Origin of the sequence: Streptomyces flavofungini (assembly GCF_014650815.1) — a bacterium.
GTDB lineage: Bacteria > Actinomycetota > Actinomycetes > Streptomycetales > Streptomycetaceae > Streptomyces > Streptomyces flavofungini.
Genome location: NZ_BMVR01000003.1, coordinates 711,139 through 730,636 on the forward strand (window position 1 = coordinate 711,139; position 19,498 = coordinate 730,636).

The following is a 19,498-nucleotide window of genomic DNA, read 5'->3' on the forward strand; positions in this document are numbered from 1 at the left end:
AGCGCACTTGAGGTCGCAGGATCAGAGGTACGTCCTGTGAAAGGGGATCGGGCATGGCGTCGTACCGCTCAGAGCTGGACCCGTACGGGGCGCTGTCGGCAGCGGGCCGGGAGGAGACGGCAGCGGGGCCGGGCCTGCCCGGTGACCCGTCCGGCCGGGAGGCGACGCGGCGCGGGCTCACGCTCGTGCGCGCCTACGCGCGCGGGGACGCCGCCGGGGTCGCCGCCGCCCTCGACGGGGCGGACCCCGCCGTCGCCCGGCAACTGCCCGCCGTCACCGGCGACATCCTGCGCCTGGTCATCGGCATCGTCCTGTCGGCCCCGCGCACCCTCACCCCGGCGGATGTCGTACGCACCGCCGACACGATCGCCGCCGTCGGGCCGCCCCACCACGAACTCGCTGTCTCCCAGGCCGTGCGAGCCTGGGCCGACGGGGACGACGCCGGGCTGCGCGGCTGGTGGCAGGACGGCGCGGCGTGTGCGCACGGCGCCGCGGTGCTCGCGGCCGCGCTGGCGGTGGGGGCCTGGGGGAGGGCGGCGTTCCTCGGGCTCCTTGAGACGTTCGACGAGGTGGTGGCTGCCTGCGGGTAGGCCGGTGGGCGCCATCGACGCGGGGTCGGCCCGGGCGCGTTCCTCCTACTCCTCCCGCTATGCCTCCGGCTTGCGCAGGAGAACCAGGTGGTAGTCCAAGTGGTCCCGGCAGAAGGAACGGTAGGGGGCCATCAGCGGGTCGGTGTGGATCAGCGCCTCCTTCCCGAACCGCTCCTCGATCTCCGCGCGCCGGTCCTGGTACAGGGTCGACATCAGCTCGGAGCACACCACGGCGTTGGCCGTCATGTCCTGCACCCGCACGACCCGGAAGCCGGTCTCCTCGATCTCGCCGACGAGGGTGGCGAAGGGGCGCAGCGGCGGACAGGTCCACAGGCGCGTGTACGCCGACGACTCGGCCTCCGTCGGGGTGCCGCGCAGCGCGAACTCCGTGAAGAGCAGGTGCCCACCGGGCCTGAGCACCCGCATGGCCTGGCGCAACGCGGCGGGGCGGTCGGACAGGTGGGGCACGCAGTCGATCGACCAGGCGGCGTCGAACGAGGCGTCGGGGTGGGTGAGCTCCATGGCGTTGCCGTACGCGAAGTCGACGCGCTCGCCCGCCGGGTGGCCCCGGCGCCGGTCCTCGCACCGGGCGAGCTGCGTCTTGCTGACGGTGATGCCGGAGACCCGGCCGCCGGTGCGCTCCGCGAGGCGCAGGGCGGGGCCGCCGGTGCCGCAGCCGATGTCCAGGAGGTGCGGGGCCGGTTCCCGGCGGAGCGTGCCCTGGATCGTGTCGATGAGGAACTCGGTCTGCCGGTCCTGCGCGAGGTCGGCGAGGGCGACGAGCGAGGTGACGGGCGTGGGCTCGTCGTGCGGCACGAACATGCCGATGTGCACGGCGGTCGACCCGAGCGTCATGGCGAGCAGGTCGCCGAACCGGTCGTACATCGCGCCGACGTCGGCAGGGGACGGCACCGTCGAAGTGCCTTCGGAGTCGGCCGAGTTCGGGGTGGTGGGGGTCGTGGGGTTCGGGGTGGTGGTCGGGTTCGTCGTGGGGTTCGTCGCCAAGGTGGTCTCCTCCGGCAGGTGCGGGCCGCAGGGGCCCGCATAGACAGGTCCGTCAGGTCCGTCAGGTCCGTCAGGTCCGTCAGGTCCGTCAGGTCCGTTCTCGTGCACCTGTCCATTGCACCCGCCCCAGCGGCCCCCGTGACGACGCAGTCAAGCCACGCCCGGCGCCCGCGCGGCGGCCGAAAAGCCCCCTGCCGGGGCCGCGCCGATCCCGCGGGAATTAGCCATTGCAATCGAATTCCATGCGAGTGCCGGAGCGGGAGTTCACCGGAAAGGCCCCCCGGAAAGCCCCCCGCGTAACCCGTTCCCGAGTGCACCTCGGAATGCCTTACGATTGTCCGGCTTCTGTCACGGTGCTGCGGTGACCCGATGGCTCACTTGTTCTCCTGTGTCGTCCTCGTGCTAGGAATACGGGGCGCCGCAAGGGACGTGATTCGTCCGGTGCGAACGCATTGCATCGTGCTGTCAGTTGGTCCCACCAGGGGCCACAGGGGGAAGAGGGATCACCGTAGTGAACCGCATGCGCACGTCCGCCGCTGTCCTGGCCACCGCCGGGGCCATCACCGCCGCTCAGCTCGGTCTGGCCGGTGCCGCGTCCGCGGCCGAGGGGCCGAAGGCCGCCCCGTCCGCGTCCAAGGTCGCGCCGCGCAGCGCCGGCTGCCCGATCGACATCGTCTACACGTCGAGGTTCTACACCAACTCGAACGGCTGGGTCACCGGCAACGGTCTGTACTTCGGCCTGAAGAACAAGAGCACCAAGAGCTTCAAGAAGGTCACCTTCACGGTGACCAACGTGAAGAACATTCGCTTCGGCAGCGCCAAGGCGAAGGGCGGCAAGGTCACCCGCAAGACGTCGAGGACCGTTTCCGTCCACACCAAGACCCTGAAGAAGAAGGCCAGCCTCGGCGTCCAGGTGCGCACGCGGCTGCTGAACACGCGGTCCTACAAGGTGAAGTTCTCCGTGCGCGGCTCCGGCTGGAACTGCGCGGTGAACCAGGGCAACTGGGGTTCCTGACCCCAGGCGCCGAGGGAGCACCGGGCACCGCCCCTGACCTCCTGACGGCGTGACAGAGCCCGGTCGACCTCGGTCGGCCGGGCTCTGTGCGTTCCGGGCCGGGCCCGCGCGCCCCAGCGGTGCAGAATGGCGGTGCAGCGGCGGCCGACGAGGCGGGAGCGACAGCGTGGACGTGACGGAGATGGACCTGCGGCTCGGCGACGGGCGTCAGTTGCACGTCTACGACACCGGGCGCGACGCCGAGGCGGGCACCTCGGACCCCGCCCTCACCGTCCTCTGGCACCACGGCACCCCCAACATCGGCGCCCCGCCCGCACCCCTCTTCCCGGCGGCGTCCCGGCTCGGCATCCGCTGGGTGTCGTACGACCGGCCGGGATACGGCGGGTCGAGCGCCGTCCCGGGCCGGGACCTGGCGTCCGCGGCCACCGACGCCGACGCCGCCGCCGTCGCCGACGCCCTCGGCATCGGCCGGTTCGCGGTCATGGGGCACTCCGGCGGCGGCTCCCACGCGCTGGCGTGCGCCGCGCTGCTGCCCGACCGGGTGCGGTGCGTGGTGAGCGTGGCGGGGCTCGCCCCGTACGGCGCCGAAGGCCTCGACTGGTTCGCCGGAATGTCGGACTCCGGCACGGCGTCGCTGCGGGCGGCGGTCGCGGGTCGCGCGGCGAAGGAGGCCCACGAGGCGGCCGCCGCGTACGACCCGGAGATGTTCGACCCGGTCGACCACGCGGCCCTCGCCGCCGCCTGGTCCTGGTTCGGTGACGTCGTCGGCCCCGCCGTGGAGTCCGGACCCGGCGGACTGATCGCCGACGACCTGGCGTACGTGACCCCCTGGGGGTGCGACCCCGCGCGGATCACCGCCCCCGTCCTCATCCTGCATGGCGGCAGTGACCGCGTCGTCCCCAGCGCCCACGGCCGGTGGCTCGCGCGCCGCTGCGCCTCGGCGGAGCTGCGGCTCAGCCCCGCCGACGGACACATCTCCGTCCTCGATTCCGGCGCGGCCGCCCTGGAGTGGCTGACCGAGCACCGCTGACCCCACCGCCCCGGCGTTGCCGCGGTGAACGCCCCGGAGGGGTACATCGGCGTAACTCATGATCTTGCCCCGCGTTGGTCCGCCTGGGCCGCCCCCGTCCGGTGATGCCGGACCGGGCCGTGGCCGCTCAGAGGGACCCCAACCGTCAGCCTCCCGGTGCCTCGTCGCGGGGCCATGAGGAAAACGCTCGAAGGAGTGCTCAGCATGTACAACGTCACCAAGAAGGTCGCCGCGGGGATCGGAGCGGTGGTCGCCGCGCTCGGCTGCGTCATCGTCGCGGGGCCCTCGGCCGTGGCCGACGGCAAGTGGTGCAACCACTCCGTCTGTATCGAGACGTACGACTCGGGCACCTACCTGGGCCGGGTCGAGGTGTCGGTCACCAACACCAACCAGCCGAACCGGATCTCCGCGCGTGTGTGGACGACCAACGGCTGGAGCGCCCACACCAAGACGGAGGACGTCGCCAAGTTCCGGACGTACCGCGACCAGGCGTACCCGCAGCGGCACTTCCCGGCGGGCACCCGGCTCTGCGCGGAGGGCTTCCGCGGTGGGTCGAGCGTGGGCCTGCCCTGTGTGACGATCACCAACTGACGGGTGCGCGTCACCCCTTGACCGGCGTCGTCGGGCCCGGTCACCACGGCTGCCCCCGTGCGTGACCGGGCCCGACGGCTGCCCGGACCGGCTCAGTCGCCGGAGCTGTCCTGGAGGAACCGCTCCACTTCGCTGGCGACCCCGGTCTTGGCCGACGAGGCGCGGCCGTCGGTGCGCGTGGAGCCCTCATGGACGCCGAGGCCGCCCGACCACACGTATCCGAACGCGGGCTCGTCGTCGACCGCCGGACTGATCTGGATGTCGAGCTGCTTGAGCTTGGAGGCGGGCGCGGCGGCGTACAGCGTGGCCGTGACGCGGCGCTGTGGGTAGAGGTTGAAGTCGCGGATCACGGCGCCGCCGAACTCGTCGACGAACGCGCCGTGTCCGTCCCTGCCGACGCGGACGTCGTAGTGGCGCGGGTGGTCGTGCAGGTCGATGCTGAAGTAGGTGGAGCCGCGGTTGTCGAGGGTGACGTCGAACGCGACATACGTCAGGCCCTTGGCGTCCTCGTCGCGCCCGCGCTGCGGTGTGGCCCTGCGGAGGTGGTGCACGCGGACGCGCAGTCCGGCCCACTCCTCGGACTGATATTCCTGCCAGTCGCCGACAACGTTTGGTATGTCCATCATTCCCACCTTTCCAGGCGTAAGCCTAGGAGGAACCGGCGGCGAGGGAACCGGTTCCGAGGGGTGACGACGGCCACGCGGACGTCAGGGGCGGTCGGCCACGGCGGGTGGCCGACCGCCCCTGCCCCTACTTCCTGAGCTTGCAGACGGCGGTCGCGGTCTTGCCCGGGTCGCTCTCCGACCGGGCGGTGAGCGTGACGCGGTTGTGCCGCTCGGCGCCCGGCCGCGCCTTGACGGCGACGTCGACCTCGACGGAGCCGCCCGCCTTGGCGGTGGTGAGGCGGTTGGGCAGCCAGGCGGACCAGCCGCGGGCGGAGGACTTGGCGGTGAGCCGGTAGACGTCGGAGGACAGGTACTGGGCGATGTCCTTGGGGTTCTCGGGGTGTCCGGACCGCGGGGGCTCGGCGCGCCCGGTGTTGTCCAGGTCGAAGGTGCACAGGGCCCGGCGGCCGGGGTCGCCCTTGGCATGGCCGCGGCTCAGGTCGGCGCCGCGGCGCTGCGGGCCCGCGCCGTCCAGGGACTTCACGGCGACGGTGTACGAGAGCACTCCGGTGCGGGTGCGGCGCACGTCCAGGACGTAGAAGTGCAGACGGTTGGCCTGGTCGACGTACTCGTACTCGCTGCCGGAGTCGGCCCCGGCGTGCAGGAGCGCGTCGCTGAGCTGACGGTAGTCACCCATCGTGATCTTCTGGGGGGTGCCGTCGGGGCGCTTGAAGTCGACCATGTCGATGTCTTCGGGGTGGGAGTCGACGACCCAGGCGAACGGGGCGCGGTCCTGGCTCTTGGTCTTGCTCAGCAGGACGCCGTTGTCGGGTGTGAAGGAGTCCATGCCCATGCGGTCGACGACTTCGACGGTGTAGTTGTTGTAGCCGCCGCCGTCGCACAGGGGGTCCTTGGCGGGATCGCAGGTGGGTGAGAGGTCCCGGCTCATCGCGATGTTGACGCCGCTGAGGCCCTTGTCGCCGGGCGGCGCGGAGCGCGCGGTGACGCGGGTGACGACCGTGCCGGAGTCCTTGAGCGCGTCCCGGTCGAGCCGGAGCACGTTCTTCTCGTCGACGATGCCGAGCTTCAGCTTGTCGCGCAGGACGTGCTGGGAGCCCATGGACGCGCCGTTGGCGGCCGGGATCTGCCAGCGGGTGTGCGGGCCGCCGGGGCCGTTGAACGAGCCGCGCGACAGCATGCTCCAGATGCCGGTGTAGGCGCGTCGCGTCGGCGTGCCGTAGGGGTTGTTGTAGTTGTCGGCGATACCGAGGATGTGGCTCAGCTCGTGCGCGTACACGGCCATGCCGGAGCTCTCGGCCTGGGTGGAGGAGCCGTTGGCGGCGTTCGGCCAGATGCGGGCCGCGGCCGCCCAGGAAGTCCACGGCACGTAGCGGGTGTTGGCGGAGTTGCCGCCGGTGCTGATGGGTGCGGGCGGCCCCCACTTCGCCGGTACGTCCTGCGGGGACGAGAACTTCATCTGCCCGAACTCCTGCCAGACGGACGACTCGTCCTGCCCGGCGGTGAGGTAGAAGACGAAGTCGTACTTCGCGGTCTCGGCCTCGCCCGCGTCCTTGACCCACGCCGCCTTGCCGTCGGCGCGGATGTCCTTGCCGCAGGTGCTGCCGGTCGGGCAGGCGCCCGGGTTCATCTGCGGCTCGATGCCGTACTGGAAGGACTTGTGCGGCATGCGGTACACGCCGAAGGAGGTCAGGTCGACGCCGATGCGGCCGCCGGAGTCCTCCATCCAGTACTCGTTGATGGTGTGGCCGTGGTTGAGCTTGCCCGGCTTGTTGAGGAAGTCGCGGTAGAACGCCGGTACTTGGCTGCGCGGCACGTTCGACGCGCTGGGCTGCGGGTTGCCGAAGAGGCTTGATCCCGCTGGTTTGCTGACCGTGAACTCCTCATCGGGGTAGTCGAGCAGCACCAGGGCGCCCTTGAAGGTCCGCTTCGTCGGCTCCAGTTCGGGGTTGGCCCAGTCGGTGCCGGGGATGGACCGGTAGTCGGCCCACGTCATGTCGTCGGGGTTCTGCCAGCGCTGCGGGTCGATCGGCTGGACGAGGGGACGGCTGCCGGACGGCTCGGGGTTCGCCTGGGCCGGGACGGCGGCGAGCGGGGACAGGACGAGGGCCGCGAGCGCGGCGAGGAGGCCTGCGCGGCGGGCCCGGGGGTGCGTCGTTCTCGCGCGTCGTATGCGTGTGCGGCGGAGGAACAAGGCTCACCTCTTGTCGGAGGGGTGTGGACAAGAACATGACAAGCCGGTCAGCGGTACTTTCCGCCTGGGCCCGATGAGGAGTCAACAGGCTTTTGGGACGGGTTTGCCCGGTGGTGCGGGAGCGGGGCCGGGTGCGGGGCGCCTACCGGTGGGTTCCCTTACGGGCGGGGCGCGTTACGAGGGGTCGGCGTCCGGCGTCGGGATGTCGAGGACGGCCAGGAACGCGGCCGCCGCCGGTGTGCCGCTGTGGCGGCTCCAGATGACGTACTCGACGCGGGCCGGTGCGTCGGCGACCTCGACGGTGGTGACGCCGGTGAGCCGGGGCGCGTAGGCGGAGGGGAGCATGGCGATGCCGAGCCCCGGGGCGACGAGGCGGGTGATGAAGTCGGCGGCGGTCACTTCGAAGGCGACGTCGCGGGTCAGCCCGGCGGCCTCGAAGGCCTGGTCGGACTGGAGCCGCCCGGCCGTGCCCGCGGGCAGGTCCACGAAGACCTCGGTGGCGAGCCTGCGCAGGCTGACCGACGTCTCACCGGCGAGCGGGTGGTCCGGCGCGACCACGGCGACGAGCCGGTCACGGGCGAGTTCGTGGGCGGCGACGCCGTGGGGCCGCGCCGTGGTCGGCAGGCCCAGGAAGGCCACGTCGAGGGCGCCCTCCCGGACCTGCTCGATGAGCTCGTCGCTCGCCCCCACCCGCAGGCTGATCCGCACCTGCGGGTACTGGTGGCGGAAGTCGCGCAGCGCGCCCGGGACGTCGACCGCGGCGACGGTGGGGATCAGGCCCACGGCGAGCCGTCCGCGTACCTCTCCCACCGCCGCGGCGACCTCGGCCGCCGCCCGCTCGGCCGCGGCCAGGCACTGCCGGGCCGCCGGCAGGAACGCCTCACCGGCCGGAGTCAGGCGCACCCGGCGGCTGGTGCGCTCGAAGAGGCGCGCGCCGAGTTCCTTCTCCAGGCGCGCGATCTGGTGACTGAGGGCGGACTGGACGACCAGGCACCGCTCGGCGGCCCGGGTGAAGTTGTTCGTCTCGGCGACGGCGACGACGTACCGCATCTGCTGGAGCTCCATAGCGATCCATCTTGTATCGAGATCGATGGACTGACAAACATGTGTTGGACTCATTGATCGCGACGGGCCAGGCTTCGGGTATGACAAGTCCAGCAGCACCGACGGGTTCCGGTGGCACCGGCGTGGGTGCTCTTCAAGGGAACCTGCCCCGTACCGCGTTGACGGCGCTCGCTCCCGCCGTGTGGGGCACGACCTACGTGGTGACGACGGAGCTGTTGCCGCCGGGGCACCCGCTGTTCGCGGGGATGCTGCGCGCGCTGCCCGCCGGTCTCATCGCGCTCGCGGTGACCCGGACGCTGCCGCGCGGGACATGGTGGGGGAAGGCCGCGGTGCTCGGCGTCCTGAACATCGGGCTGCTGTTCCCGCTGCTGTTCATCGCCGCCGAACGGCTGCCGGGAGGTGTCGCCGCCACGCTGGCCGCGGCGTCGCCCCTCATGGTCGCCGTCCTCGCCGTGACGGTCCTCCACGAGCGCCCCTCCGCCCGGCGCTTCGTCTGGGGTGCGGTCGGTGCCGTGGGGGTCGGCCTGGTCGTCATCCGGCCGAACGCCGCGTTCGACGTCGTGGGCGTGCTGGCGGGCCTCGGCGGAGCGGCCACCTTGGCGCTCGGCGTGACCCTCACCAAGCGCTGGGGGCGGCCCGCCTACGTCAGCCCCACCGGGTTCGCGGGCTGGCAACTCGCGGCGGGCGGACTGTTCCTGGTGCCCCTCACCGTCCTCGCCGAGGGCGCGCCGCCCGCCGTCGACCTGTCCGCCGTCCTCGGCTACCTCTGGCTCGGCCTGGTCGGCGGCCTGATCACCTTCGTCCTGTGGTTCCGCGGCATCACCACGTTGCCCGTCACCTCGGTCGCGGTGCTCGGCCTGTTCTCGCCACTGGTGGCCGCCGTCCTCGGTGCCGCCGTGCTCGGCCAGACCCTCGGCCCGGTTCAACTCGTGGGGTTCGGGCTCTCCCTCGCCGCGATAGTCGCGGGACAGCTCCCTCCGTCCACCCGCTCACACGATTCCGCAGCCCCCTCTCTTCCCACCCCCGCATCGAAAGGGACACCACGATGAAGATCGCCGTAGTCGGAGCCGCAGGCATGGTCGGCTCCCGCGTCATCGACGAAGCCGCGAGCCGGGGCCATGACCTCGTCGCCGTCTTCCGCAGAACGAGATCGGCCGACCTGCCACCCGGCGTGATCGCCGTCGAGGGCGACGCCGACGACCCCGACCGCATGGCCGCCCTGTTCGGCGGCGCCGACGCGATCGTGGCCGCGACCCGTCCCGCCCCCGGGTACGAGGACGGGGTGGTGACGACCACGACGGCACTGCTGGACGCGGCCGCGGCGGCCGGGATACGCATCCTCGTCGTCGGCGGCGCCGGGCCCCTGCGGAATCCGGGCGACCCCGACCGACTCGTCGTCGACAGCCCCGAGTACGTGCCGGAGCAGTGGCGCAGCATCGCCGCAGCCAGCTCCACGCAACTGGACGTCTGCCGTGCACACGACGCCGACTGGGTCTACCTCAGCCCGCCCGCCGTCCTCGAACCCGGGCACCGCAGCGGTACGTACCGGCGCGGGACGACCACTCTCCTCGCCGACGCGGACGGTACGTCCCGGATCTCCGCCGAGGATCTCGCCGTGGCGGTCGTCGACGAACTGGAGAACCCGCGGCAGGAGAAGCACTTCACCGTCGGCCAACAGGACGCTTGACGCTCGGCTGCCGCGCGGGGGGAAGCGGTGTCCCGCAGGGGTCCGTTCCCGCACGGATCCGTTTCACGCTGGTTCCGTACACGTCGCGGCCGTAACGCCCGTCCGGGGCGAGCTGCTTCACGTACGCGGCAGCCTCGTCCTCCGGTGGCGCTGGCGGTGCGCCGGAGGACCGCGATCAGCTCGGCGCGGCCAGCAGGTCGGCGTGGGTCGCGCCCCTGGTGCGCAGGCGTCCGCCGTTGGCCGGGTGCTCCTTGTCGCCGGAGGCCTCGGCGGCGGCCGTCCGCCGGACGTCGGGGCCGCTTCGCACGCGAGCCCGCGCACCACGGCGAGCTGCGGGCTTCCGGGCTCAGCCCGGTCGGTCGGCTTCCGTCTCGCTCCGTACGAGCACGCCCTGTGCCGCACGGGCGCTCACTCCAGGCAACCCTGAGGCCAAAGATCCGGTGGTCTGCGGCAAGATGGGCCCGTGCCGACCGAGACTGAGAAAATCGAGCTGAGCGAAGACGAACTGCGCGAGATCACGGGCTACGCGGCCGACTGCGCCCGCCGCGTCCTGGCGATCTTCGAAAGGGAACTCCCCGACGACACGCGCCCCCGTGACGCCATCGCCGGGGCCGAAGCCTTCGCCGCGGGCGAGCGCCGCACGACCGCGCTGCGGCAGAGCGCGTGGGCCGCGCACAAGGCGGTGAAGGAGGCCCCGTCGCCCGCCGCGGCCGACGCCGCCTTCGCCGCGAGCCATGCGGCCGCCGCCGCGTTCCTCCATCCCAAGGCCAGCGCCCACCAGGTGAAGCACGTCCTCGGCTCGGCGGCGCACGCGGCGCGGGCTGAGGAACTGCTGGCCGACGGCGACGAGCGGGGCGCCGCCGAGGGGACCCTCGCATGGGCGCGTCAGCACGCCCCGGCCGCGGTCTCCGCCGTCCTCGGCCGACTGCCCGCCGCACCTGCCGGAGGCGGACGCGTGGGCGAGTTCATCCGCGACCTCGACGCCGCACTCCGCGTCTGAACGTCACGGGGCTCCGTGCCTGAACGCCACGCGGCACCGTGTCTGAACTCCACGGAACTCCGCGCTCGTCACCCACGGAACTCCGCGCCCGACACCCACGGAAATTGCCGCGCGGCACCGGTATCCCAGGCGCTACGGTCCTGGGATGCCTGGTGCGGACGGATACTTCGGGGAAGACATCGCGGCCACCTACGACGAGACCTCGGCGGACATGTTCCGGCCCGAGGCCGTGGATCCGCCCGTCGAGCTGCTCGCCGAACTCGCGGGTGACGGGCGGGCGTTGGAGTTCGGCATCGGCACCGGCCGGATCGCGCTGCCCCTGGCGGCCCGGGGCGTCCCGGTGCACGGCATCGAGTTGTCCCGCGCGATGGCGGCCCGGCTGCGGGACAAGCCCGGTGGCGACGCCGTCGACGTCACCATCGGCGACTTCGCCACGACCCGCGTACCGGGCACCTTCGCGGTCGCCTACCTCGTCTACAACACCATCAACAACCTCACCACGCAGGACGCCCAGGTCGCCTGCTTCCGCAACGCCGCCGACCACCTGCGCCCCGGCGGCACCTTCGTCGTCGAGGTCGGCGTACCGGACCTGCGCCGCCTTCCGCCCGGCCAGACCGCCGTGCCGTTCCGCATCGGCCCCACGGAGTGGGCGTTCGACACGTACGACGTCGCCACCCAGGCGATGAGCTCCCACTACGTGACGATCACCGACGGCCGCGCCGAGCACTGGTCCCTGCCGTTCCGGTACGTCTGGCCCGCCGAGCTGGACCTGATGGCGCGGCTCGCCGGGATGCGGCTGCGGGACCGGTGGGAGGAGTGGTCGCGTACGCCGTTCACCGGCGAGAGCACGCAGCACGTGTCGGTGTGGGAGAAGCCCGCCGAATAAGCCGCTGAATGAGCCGCTGAATGTGCCGCTGACCGACCCGGTGTCAGCAATGTCCCGGGCGGCGGTGCTTCGGCGGTCGGCGCCTCACGGAGAGGCCAGCAGCGCCCCGGCCGCCCGCCCGAAGACCCGGGCAGCCACCCGCGCCACCACCGGATCGAGAACCCGGGGCACCAGGCGGACCCGCAGCTCCTCCCGCCAGACCACCCGTGCCCCTTGCCCCGCCGCCCGCACCTCGATCTCGGCCCACCCCCGCACCACCGCACCGCGCTTGACCAGACGGCACAGCCCGCCCTCCGTCGCGCTCGGCGGCTGCCAGACGGTGACCTCCATCGGATCGTCGAACGCCAGCGGGCCCACTCCGGAGCGCGCCGTGAAGACGGTGCCCGTGCCGCGCGGCAGGCCGCCGGAGACGGTGACCCGGGTCAGGGGCACCACCTGGCCGTGCCGCTCCCAGTCGGTCAGGCGCCCCCAGGCCTCGGCCGGGCCGAGCGGGGTGGTGCGTTCGACGCGGAAGTAGGCCATGGCGGGATCGTAGGCCGGTGACCGGCGATGCCCCGCCTCCGTGCGTCGTGGGCGCGGCGGGCGCCCACGACGCACGGGCGGAGGTGCGGCTGCCCCGCCGACGCCGGCAGCCGGACCTCTCCCGCACCGCCTGAGGGGGGAGGCGGTACCGGGCGCCCGTGCCTGGCAGCGTGGGACACCTCCGCGCTGCCGGCGCCCACCATGCTCCCGGCCCCCGGGCGGCGGCCTCATCTTCCCGGGCGGCCGGGCGTCCCGGCATCCGTAATCCGCGAGAATCCGTATACGTAGCGGGGAGCTGATCGTGCCCGGATGCGCGGGGCGGGGGCATACGTACGTACGCCCCCGCCCCCGGACCGCTCACTCCGCCAGGGAACCGGGGATCTCCGCCCGCGAGCGGAGCCCGAGCTTGGTGAGGATGCGCTCGACGTGCGTGTCCGCGGTCCGCTTGGAGATGACCAGGCGTTCGGCGACCTCCCGGTTGGAGAGGCCGCTCGCCACCAGCCCGGCGACCTCCCGTTCGCGCGGGGTGAGGGAGTCGGCGGCCCGCCCCTGCCGGGCTCCCGGCACGGGCCGCGCCGACGGCGGTACGTCCACGTCGGTGCGCACCGACTCCAGGATCTCCGTGCCCGTCATCCGCGCCCCCAGGCCGTGCCAGCGCTCGAACGCGGCGGCGCCGAGGGCGTCCCGCACGGCCGCCTGGGCCGACTCCTGCTGTTCGAGGAGCGAGGGCAGCATCGCCACCGGGTCGCCGGTCAGGCGCCGCGCGCTCTCCGCGTACCCGAGCAGCCACGCGGCCCGGGTGTACCGCTTCTGCCCGGCCGCGTGCCAGCCGAGGCCCAGGCAGCACAGCGCCGCGACCAGCACGTCCCCGACCTCGCTGACCGCCTCCAGGGCCCGGCGCAGCGGCGGCGCGCTGTCCTCGTGGCGTCCGGCGAGCCACAGGATGACGCCCTGCACCATCAGAGTGGAGGCGTACAACTGCCGGTCGCCGGTGCCTTCGAGGCGGTCGAGGCCGATCGCGCACAGGTCGAGGGCGCCGTCGATGTCGCCGAGCACCGCCCGCAGCAGGGCGGCTTCGTAGTGCACGACGCCGATGCCGAGCGCGTCCCCGGCCGCCACGATCCCCAGCCGCCCGCGCTCCAGCATGGCCAGGCCCTCCTCGACCTCGCCGCCGAGCGCGCGCATCGCGCCGAGATACGGCTCGGCGAACAGCAGCACCCGCTCCGCCCCGCACCGCTCGGCGACCTCCCGGGCCGCGGCGAAGCGGCCCGGCGCCACCGCCAGATCACCGCTCCACACCGCGAGCACCCCGCCGAGCAATAGCCCCCAGGCCCGCTCCCAGCAGTCCTCGGGCACCTGGTCGAGCCCCTTGTCGATCCAGTACTTCCCTTCCGACAGCGTCCCCGCGGCCCGCCAGAACGGCGCCAACTGGGCGGCCAGCCACAGCCCCTGCCGGGCCCGGCCCGGGGTGGCGAACGCGTACCTCAGGGCCGCCCGAACGTCCGTGGCCTCCGCGCGCATCGTCCGGTACAGCTCGGCCTGCGCCTCCGTCAGGAGCTCGTCCCACAGCCGCTGACCGAGCCGCCGGTAGTACGCGAAGTGCGCCTCGCGCACGGACGCCGCGCGGTCCGCCCCGGCCAGCCGCTCGGCGCCGTACGCGCGCAGCGTGTCGAGCAGCCGGTAGCGGCCCGTGCCCGAACTGAGGTGCTGCACCACCGACTTGTCGACAAGCCCGACCAGCGTCTCCAGCACGTCCGCCGTCGCCAGCTCACCGCCGCCGCACACCCGCTCCGCCGTCGCCAGCTCGAAGGACCCCGCGAACACCGAGAGCCGCGCCCACAGCTCGCGCTCCTGCGGCAGACACAGCTCGTACGACCAGTCGATCGCCGTACGCAGCGTCTGATGCCGCGCCGGGGAGGTGCGCCGCCCGCCCGTCAGCACCCCGAAGCGCTGGTCCAGCCGGGCCACCAGGTGGCCGAGGGGCACCGCCCGCAGCCGGACCGCCGCGAGTTCCAGGGCCAGCGGGATGCCGTCGAGGTGGCTCACGAGGGCGCTGAGCTGCGCCCGGTTGTCCGCACCCGCCGTGAAGCCCGGGGCCACGGCCGTGGCGCGCTGCACGAACAGCTCCACCGCGTCCTCGGCGGCGAGCGGCGCGAGGGACAGGCACTGCTCGCCGGGCACGTCCAGGGGTTGCCTGCTGGTGGCCAGCACGCATGCGTCGGCGGCCTCCCGCAGCAGCACGTCGCAGAGCATCGCGCACGCGTCCACCAGATGCTCGCAGGTGTCCAGGACGATCAGCAGCCGCCGCCCCCGCAGATGCGCCACGACCGCGTCGAGCGGCTCCATCCCCACCTGCTCGGGCAGTTCGAGGACGGCGGCCAGCGTCGCGGGCACCAGCTCCGGATCCCGCAGCCCCGACAGCTCCGCCAGCCACACCCCGTCGGGGAACCGCTCCCCGAGCCCTTCGGCCGCCCGCAGCGCCGTCCGGCTCTTGCCGACGCCGCCCGGCCCCACCAGCGTCACCAGCGGTGCCTGCGTGAATGCCGCCCGCACCCGGGCGATCTCCGCCGTCCGCCCGACGAAACTGGTCCGCTCCACGGGCAGTTGCCCGCCGCGGCGCTGTCCGAAGCCGAATCCCATGACGCCCCCGTGCCCGTCGACCGCCGCATCACCGGCCGGGTCGACCGTCGTCTCCACCGCAGGTCTGAACCGCCGTACGGGATACGTGCTTTCGATTCAGTACGTATGCGTACGGCCGCACAGTGTCAACGGCGTGAGGAGGCAACAGTGACGCCCCGGACGGGACCGTCCGGGGCGTCACCGAGGGGCGTGCGGGGCTCAGATCCGGGTGTCGTCGACCACCGGGACCGCCGGGGTGGCGGGCACGGTCGAGCCGTTCCGGTCGCCGCCGTCGCCGGCCGAGCGCCGCACCTTGGCGGCGGCCGGGGGCTTGGTGCCGCAGAAGGCGGGTTCCAGGGTGTTGGTCAGGCCCTGCGTCACCGCGGTGTTGTTGGAGGCGTTGGCGAAGACGACGACGGTCTTCTTGCCGTCGCGGGTGGCGAAGGACTGGGTCTGGAAGCCTTGCACGATGCCGCCGTGGCCGTACACCTTGCCGCAGGACAGCTCGATCTCGCGCAGCCCGAGCCCGTAGGAGACCTTCGCCGTGGGCGTGGGCAGGGTGGTCGTCATCTGCCGCACCGACTCGTCGGAGAGCAGACCGCCGGAGCGGCCCGCGAGCAGCTTCGTGAGGAACCGGTCCAGGTCGGCGGCGGAGGAGATGACCGCGCCCGAGCTCGCCACCCAGCTGCCGTTCTGCTCGGTGGAGTCCAGGAGCGGCTTGGTGCGGTCGTCGTTCGTCAGATAGCCGGTGACGTGCGCTCCGGAGATGGTCTTGCGGGGGACCACGTAGGAGGTCTTCTTGAGGCCGAGCGGCTCGATGATCTGCTTGCGCAGGGCCTTGCCGTACGAGCCGCCGGTGAGGTGCTCGATCGCCATCCCGAGCAGCACGTAGTTGGTGTTCGAGTACGCGTACTTGCTGCCCGGCGTGAACTGCTTGCCGTGCTTCACCGACATCGCCACCATGTCGGCGGGCTGGTAGACGGTGTTGCGGATCCGCTTCTCGAACGCGCTGGTGGTCTCCTCGCCGGGCTGCTCCAGCAGGTCGTTGGTGTGGTCGTACACCCCGGAGCGGTGCTGCAGGACCTGCCGCCCGGTCATGTCCCAGCCCTCGGGGAGGGTCCCGGCGGGCAGGGAGTCGCGCAGCGGCTTGTCCAGATCGATGCGGCCCTGCTCGGCGAGGCGCAGCACCAGCACGGACGTGAACAACTTGGTGTTGCTCCCGACCCGGAACCGCCAGTTGGCGTTCATCGGCGTGCCGTCGAGGTCGGCCTTGCCGACGGCCACGCTCTGCTTCGGGTCGGTGCCGCCGTGGTCCCGGACCACCGCGAACGCGCCCGGCGCGCCCGCGGCGACGGTGCGCTCCAGCGCGGCACGCACGGCCGCGGGGTCGGCTGCCGCCTTGCTCCCGGCCGGCTGGGCCACCGCGGTGGTCGCGCCCACCGCCGCGAGCACCACACCGGTCACGGCCACGGTCGCCGAACGAGCGAACCCATGTCTCACCATAAGAAGTTCCCCACTTGCCTGATCTGCTGCGGTCGGGCCCTGGTCCCGGGCCCGTGTGATCGAGATCGTAGCGGGCGTGGGGAACGGGCCCGGTGGCCGCCGACTCACTGGAGTGCCACCCGTGCAAGGGACCGCGGGCCCGCCCGTCATCGGCCTGCCGTACCCGCGCGCACCTGGGCCGGAGGCAGCACCGCCCAGACGGCCTGCCCGACCCCGCCACCGGACGGCCCCGCGCCCCAGCATGCCGACACGGCCCGCACGAGGGCGAGCCCACGGCCGTGTTCGTCGTGGGCGCCCGCTTCCCGGGGTGCGGGGTCGGGTGGGCCGCTGCCGTCGTCCATGACCTCGATCACGAGGTGATCGGACGTGGTCTTCAGGGCGCACACGACGACATCGCTCGTCGTGTGGGCCAGGGCGTTGGTGAACAGCTCGGTCACCACCAGCGCCGCGGCGTCGCGCTTCTCAGCGCCGACGCCCCAGTACTTGAGCTGCTCCCGGGCGAGGTGCCGCGCCTCCCCGACGGCCCTGCTGTCCGCGGGCAGGGCGAAGGAGACGCGGCGAGTGGTGCTGTGGAGGTCGTCGCTGGCGGGAGAGACGTCCCGCGTCGGACCGGATCTTCGTAAGTCCACGGCTGATTCCTCAAGTGAAGGCACGCGACCGCCCTTGATCTGGAGGGGAGTTCGGTGGGGAGCGCCCCAACTATGGTGGCGGGATCAGCCGTCTGGCAAGCCCTAACTTCTCACTCTGCAAAGTTTACTGGGGCCTCTGTCCAGCGGGTGCGGGGCGTGGGAGCATGCTCGTTGGCTGGGTGCGGGGGACGGCGTGTGGGACGCGCGGGACGCGGGCGGTCCATCCTCGACGTACCCCTTCCATGTGTGCAACTGCGCATGCCGGGCGATCCATCGGAACCGAATACGGCGCGCCGCCTTGCGGCGGGGAGGATTGACGTGACGGAGAGCGCGTTCACCGCGGGCGACATCGACACGAGCGTTCCGCATCCGGCTCGGATGTACGACTGGTTCCTCGGCGGGAAGGACAGCTATCCCGCCGACTGGGCGGCCGCGGAGGAAGTCGTCCAGCTGATGCCTGGTGCCAAGGAGACGGCATGGGCCAACCGTGAGTTCATGCACCGCGCCGTGCGCTTCGTCGCCAACCGGGGTGTGCGGCAGTTCCTGGACATCGGCACCGGGATCCCCACAGAGCCCAACCTCCACCAGATCGCCCAGGAGGTCGCTGCCGACGCCAGCGTGGTCTACACGGACAACGACCCCATCGTCCTGCGCCACGCCGAAGCGCTGCTGCGCGGCAGGCCCGAGGGGCGCACCGCGTACGTCCAGGCCGACCTGAGGGACCCCGAGTCGATCGTCGCCCACGCCCGGACACACCTCGACTTCGACCAGCCGATCGCCCTGTCGCTGATCGCGCTGCTCCACTACGTGACCGACGAACAGCACCCCCAGCGGATCATCGACACCCTGCTGGCTCCCCTGGCGCCCGGCAGCCATCTCCTCCTGTCGCACGTCACCCACGAGTTCAACCCCGGCATCTGGGAGCGCATCGACGAGATCTACCGCAGCGGCGGCACACCGGTCAGGGCGAGGTCGCGCACCGAGGTCGCCGCCTTCTTCACCGGCCTCGACATGTGCGATCCGGGCGTCGTGGTCGGCCCGAAGTGGCGGCCGGACCGGACGATGCGGATCCGGGACGAGGAGATGCCGGTGTATGTGGGGGTGGCGCGCAAGGTGTGAGTCGATGGCGGAACGGCCGGGCGGCGGCCAGGTATCGCCGCGTCGGCCGGGATTCCGGAGACACCATCAGCAACCCCAATTCCGGCATTTTGTAGGATCTCTGACTTTTGGTGCTACTCTCCGTTGCGATTCGGCAATCATGAGCAACGTGTAGAGGTGTGCGTGAAGGTCGTCTGCGTCGGAGGCGGGCCCGCGGGTCTGTATCTCTCGATCCTGTTGAAGCGGCAGGATCCGTCCACCGAGATCACCGTGTACGAACGCAACCCGGAGGGCTCGACCTACGGGTGGGGGGTCACGTACTGGCGCGGGCTGCTGGACAAGCTGCACGCGCACGACCCCGAGTCCGCGCGGGCCGTCGAGGAGCACTCCGTGCGGTGGAGCGACGGGGTCGCCCATGTGCGGGAGCTGTCGACCCGTCACCATGGGGACGAGGGATTCGGGATCGGGCGGCACCGGCTGTTGCGGATTCTGGCGGAGCGGGCGCGGTCCCTCGGCGTACGGCTGGAGTTCGCGCACGAGGTGGAGGTCGGCGCGCTGCCCGGCGACGCCGATCTCGTCGTCGCCGGTGACGGGCTGCACAGCACGCTGCGGACCCACGACGCCGACCACTTCGGGACCGAGGTCAGGGCCGGGCGCAACCACTACACCTGGCTCGGCACCACCAAGGTCTTCGACGCCTTCAACTTCGCGTTCGTGGAGACCGAGCACGGCTGGGTCTGGTGCTACGCGTACGGGTACGGCGCCGAGGGCAGCACCTGCGTCGTCGAGTGCGCCCCCGAGACCTGGAGCGGCCTCGGCCTCGACCGCGCGGACGAGGCGGACGGGCTCGCCCTCCTGGAGCAGCTCTTCGCCGACCTGCTCGACGGCCACCGCCTCATCGGCCGCTCCGCCGGCGACGGCCGACCCCAGTGGCTGACCTTCCGCACCCTCACCAACGAGCGCTGGTACCGCGACAACGTCGTCCTGCTCGGCGACGCCGCCCACACCACCCACTACTCCATCGGCGCCGGTACGACGCTCGCCCTGGAGGACGCCATCGCGCTCGCCGACGCGCTCCGCGCGCACCCGGACCTGCCGGACGCCCTCGCCGCGTACGAGCACGAGCGCAAGTCCGCCCTCCTGCCGGTGCAGAGCGCCGCCCGCTACAGCGCCCAGTGGTACGAGAACCTGCCCCGGTACCTGCGGCTGCCGCCGCACCGCATGTTCGCGCTGCTCGGGCAGCGGCACTCGCCGCTCCTTCCGCACGTACCGCCGCAGCTCTACTACGGCCTCGACAAGGCCGTGGGGCGGCTCACGGCGCTGCGTCGGCTCAAGCGCTGGCTCGGCCCGAAGGTCGCACGGGCCGCGCACGCGCGGGCGTTGGCTCCTCGGTAGGGTCCGGGGCCGCGTCCTCGCGGGGGCGCGGCCCGGGCGTCGGGGG

Annotated in this window: 19 protein-coding genes; 10 read left to right on the plus strand and 9 right to left on the minus strand. The window is 72.4% G+C overall.

Annotation, left to right across the window (positions count from 1 at the left end):
* Nucleotides 1-53: 53 nt before the first annotated feature.
* Nucleotides 54-590, plus strand: a complete 537-nt coding sequence (locus IE274_RS10240) for a hypothetical protein (RefSeq protein ID WP_190115297.1) — start codon at nt 54-56, stop codon at nt 588-590.
* A 57-nt stretch (nt 591-647) separates the two neighbouring features.
* Here the strand turns inward: IE274_RS10240 and IE274_RS10245 are convergent, their stop codons facing one another.
* Nucleotides 648-1,595, minus strand: a complete 948-nt coding sequence (locus tag IE274_RS10245) for a class I SAM-dependent methyltransferase (protein ID WP_229909411.1) — start codon at nt 1,593-1,595, stop codon at nt 648-650.
* A 520-nt stretch (nt 1,596-2,115) separates the two neighbouring features.
* Here IE274_RS10245 and IE274_RS10250 point away from each other — a divergent pair.
* From IE274_RS10250 to IE274_RS10260, 3 genes are all read left to right on the plus strand, one after another.
* Nucleotides 2,116-2,610: a hypothetical protein gene (locus IE274_RS10250; RefSeq protein ID WP_229909412.1), complete on the plus strand. Its 495-nt coding sequence runs from the start codon at nt 2,116-2,118 to the stop codon at nt 2,608-2,610.
* Between the two features lie 166 nt (nt 2,611-2,776).
* Nucleotides 2,777-3,640 (plus strand): alpha/beta fold hydrolase, encoded by an 864-nt coding sequence (locus tag IE274_RS10255; protein WP_229909413.1) that lies wholly within the window; start codon nt 2,777-2,779, stop codon nt 3,638-3,640.
* A 204-nt stretch (nt 3,641-3,844) separates the two neighbouring features.
* Nucleotides 3,845-4,231: a hypothetical protein gene (locus tag IE274_RS10260; RefSeq protein ID WP_190115299.1), complete on the plus strand. Its 387-nt coding sequence runs from the start codon at nt 3,845-3,847 to the stop codon at nt 4,229-4,231.
* 92 nt (nt 4,232-4,323) lie between these two features.
* Here IE274_RS10260 and IE274_RS10265 read toward each other — a convergent pair whose 3' ends face one another.
* The 3 genes from IE274_RS10265 to IE274_RS10275 all read right to left on the minus strand — a co-directional run bounded on the left by IE274_RS10265 (nt 4,324) and on the right by IE274_RS10275 (nt 8,113).
* Nucleotides 4,324-4,857 (minus strand): hypothetical protein, encoded by a 534-nt coding sequence (locus IE274_RS10265; protein ID WP_190115300.1) that lies wholly within the window; start codon nt 4,855-4,857, stop codon nt 4,324-4,326.
* A 124-nt stretch (nt 4,858-4,981) separates the two neighbouring features.
* Nucleotides 4,982-7,048, minus strand: a complete 2,067-nt coding sequence (locus IE274_RS10270) for a M6 family metalloprotease domain-containing protein (RefSeq protein ID WP_229909414.1) — start codon at nt 7,046-7,048, stop codon at nt 4,982-4,984.
* Between the two features lie 174 nt (nt 7,049-7,222).
* Nucleotides 7,223-8,113, minus strand: a complete 891-nt coding sequence (locus IE274_RS10275) for a LysR family transcriptional regulator (RefSeq protein WP_190115301.1) — start codon at nt 8,111-8,113, stop codon at nt 7,223-7,225.
* An 80-nt stretch (nt 8,114-8,193) separates the two neighbouring features.
* On the opposite strand from IE274_RS10275, the gene IE274_RS10280 reads away from it, so the two are divergent.
* Both IE274_RS10280 and IE274_RS10285 read left to right on the plus strand, forming a co-directional pair.
* Nucleotides 8,194-9,162, plus strand: coding sequence for an EamA family transporter (locus tag IE274_RS10280; RefSeq protein WP_190115302.1), 969 nt, complete (start codon nt 8,194-8,196; stop codon nt 9,160-9,162).
* Nucleotides 9,159-9,800 (plus strand): NAD(P)-dependent oxidoreductase, encoded by a 642-nt coding sequence (locus IE274_RS10285; protein WP_190115303.1) that lies wholly within the window; start codon nt 9,159-9,161, stop codon nt 9,798-9,800. Before IE274_RS10280 ends, IE274_RS10285 begins: the two co-directional genes overlap by 4 nt.
* Nucleotides 9,801-9,975: 175 nt before the next feature.
* Here IE274_RS10285 and IE274_RS40030 read toward each other — a convergent pair whose 3' ends face one another.
* Complete coding sequence (locus IE274_RS40030; RefSeq protein ID WP_268255564.1) at nt 9,976-10,107, minus strand: hypothetical protein; 132 nt, start codon at nt 10,105-10,107, stop codon at nt 9,976-9,978.
* Nucleotides 10,108-10,263: 156 nt separating this feature from the next.
* Here IE274_RS40030 and IE274_RS10290 point away from each other — a divergent pair, with 156 nt between their 5' ends.
* Both IE274_RS10290 and IE274_RS10295 read left to right on the plus strand, forming a co-directional pair.
* Nucleotides 10,264-10,800: a putative immunity protein gene (locus IE274_RS10290; protein ID WP_190115304.1), complete on the plus strand. Its 537-nt coding sequence runs from the start codon at nt 10,264-10,266 to the stop codon at nt 10,798-10,800.
* Between the two features lie 145 nt (nt 10,801-10,945).
* Nucleotides 10,946-11,686, plus strand: coding sequence for a class I SAM-dependent DNA methyltransferase (locus IE274_RS10295; RefSeq protein ID WP_190115305.1), 741 nt, complete (start codon nt 10,946-10,948; stop codon nt 11,684-11,686).
* Nucleotides 11,687-11,770: 84 nt separating this feature from the next.
* On the opposite strand, the gene IE274_RS10300 is transcribed toward IE274_RS10295, so the two are convergent.
* The 4 genes from IE274_RS10300 to IE274_RS10315 all read right to left on the minus strand — a co-directional run bounded on the left by IE274_RS10300 (nt 11,771) and on the right by IE274_RS10315 (nt 16,959).
* On the minus strand, nt 11,771-12,208 hold the full coding sequence (locus tag IE274_RS10300) for an SRPBCC family protein (protein ID WP_190115306.1): 438 nt from the start codon (nt 12,206-12,208) through the stop codon (nt 11,771-11,773).
* A 357-nt stretch (nt 12,209-12,565) separates the two neighbouring features.
* The gene (locus tag IE274_RS10305) at nt 12,566-14,848 is read right to left on the minus strand and encodes a LuxR C-terminal-related transcriptional regulator (RefSeq protein ID WP_190115379.1); all 2,283 of its coding nucleotides are present in this window, start codon (nt 14,846-14,848) and stop codon (nt 12,566-12,568) included.
* Nucleotides 14,849-15,046: 198 nt separating this feature from the next.
* Nucleotides 15,047-16,291, minus strand: coding sequence for a serine hydrolase domain-containing protein (locus tag IE274_RS10310; protein ID WP_229909415.1), 1,245 nt, complete (start codon nt 16,289-16,291; stop codon nt 15,047-15,049).
* 185 nt (nt 16,292-16,476) lie between these two features.
* Nucleotides 16,477-16,959, minus strand: a complete 483-nt coding sequence (locus IE274_RS10315) for an ATP-binding protein (RefSeq protein WP_229909416.1) — start codon at nt 16,957-16,959, stop codon at nt 16,477-16,479.
* A 318-nt stretch (nt 16,960-17,277) separates the two neighbouring features.
* On the opposite strand from IE274_RS10315, the gene IE274_RS10320 reads away from it, so the two are divergent.
* Together IE274_RS10320 and IE274_RS10325 are read left to right on the plus strand one after the other, a co-directional pair.
* Entirely contained in the window at nt 17,278-18,078 is an 801-nt protein-coding gene (locus tag IE274_RS10320; RefSeq protein ID WP_229909417.1) for an SAM-dependent methyltransferase, read from the plus strand.
* 156 nt (nt 18,079-18,234) lie between these two features.
* Nucleotides 18,235-19,452 carry an FAD-dependent monooxygenase gene (locus IE274_RS10325; RefSeq protein ID WP_190115308.1) on the plus strand — a complete coding sequence of 406 codons (1,218 nt, stop codon included), beginning with the start codon at nt 18,235-18,237 and terminating at the stop codon, nt 19,450-19,452.
* The last annotated feature ends 46 nt before the right edge of the window (nt 19,453-19,498 follow it).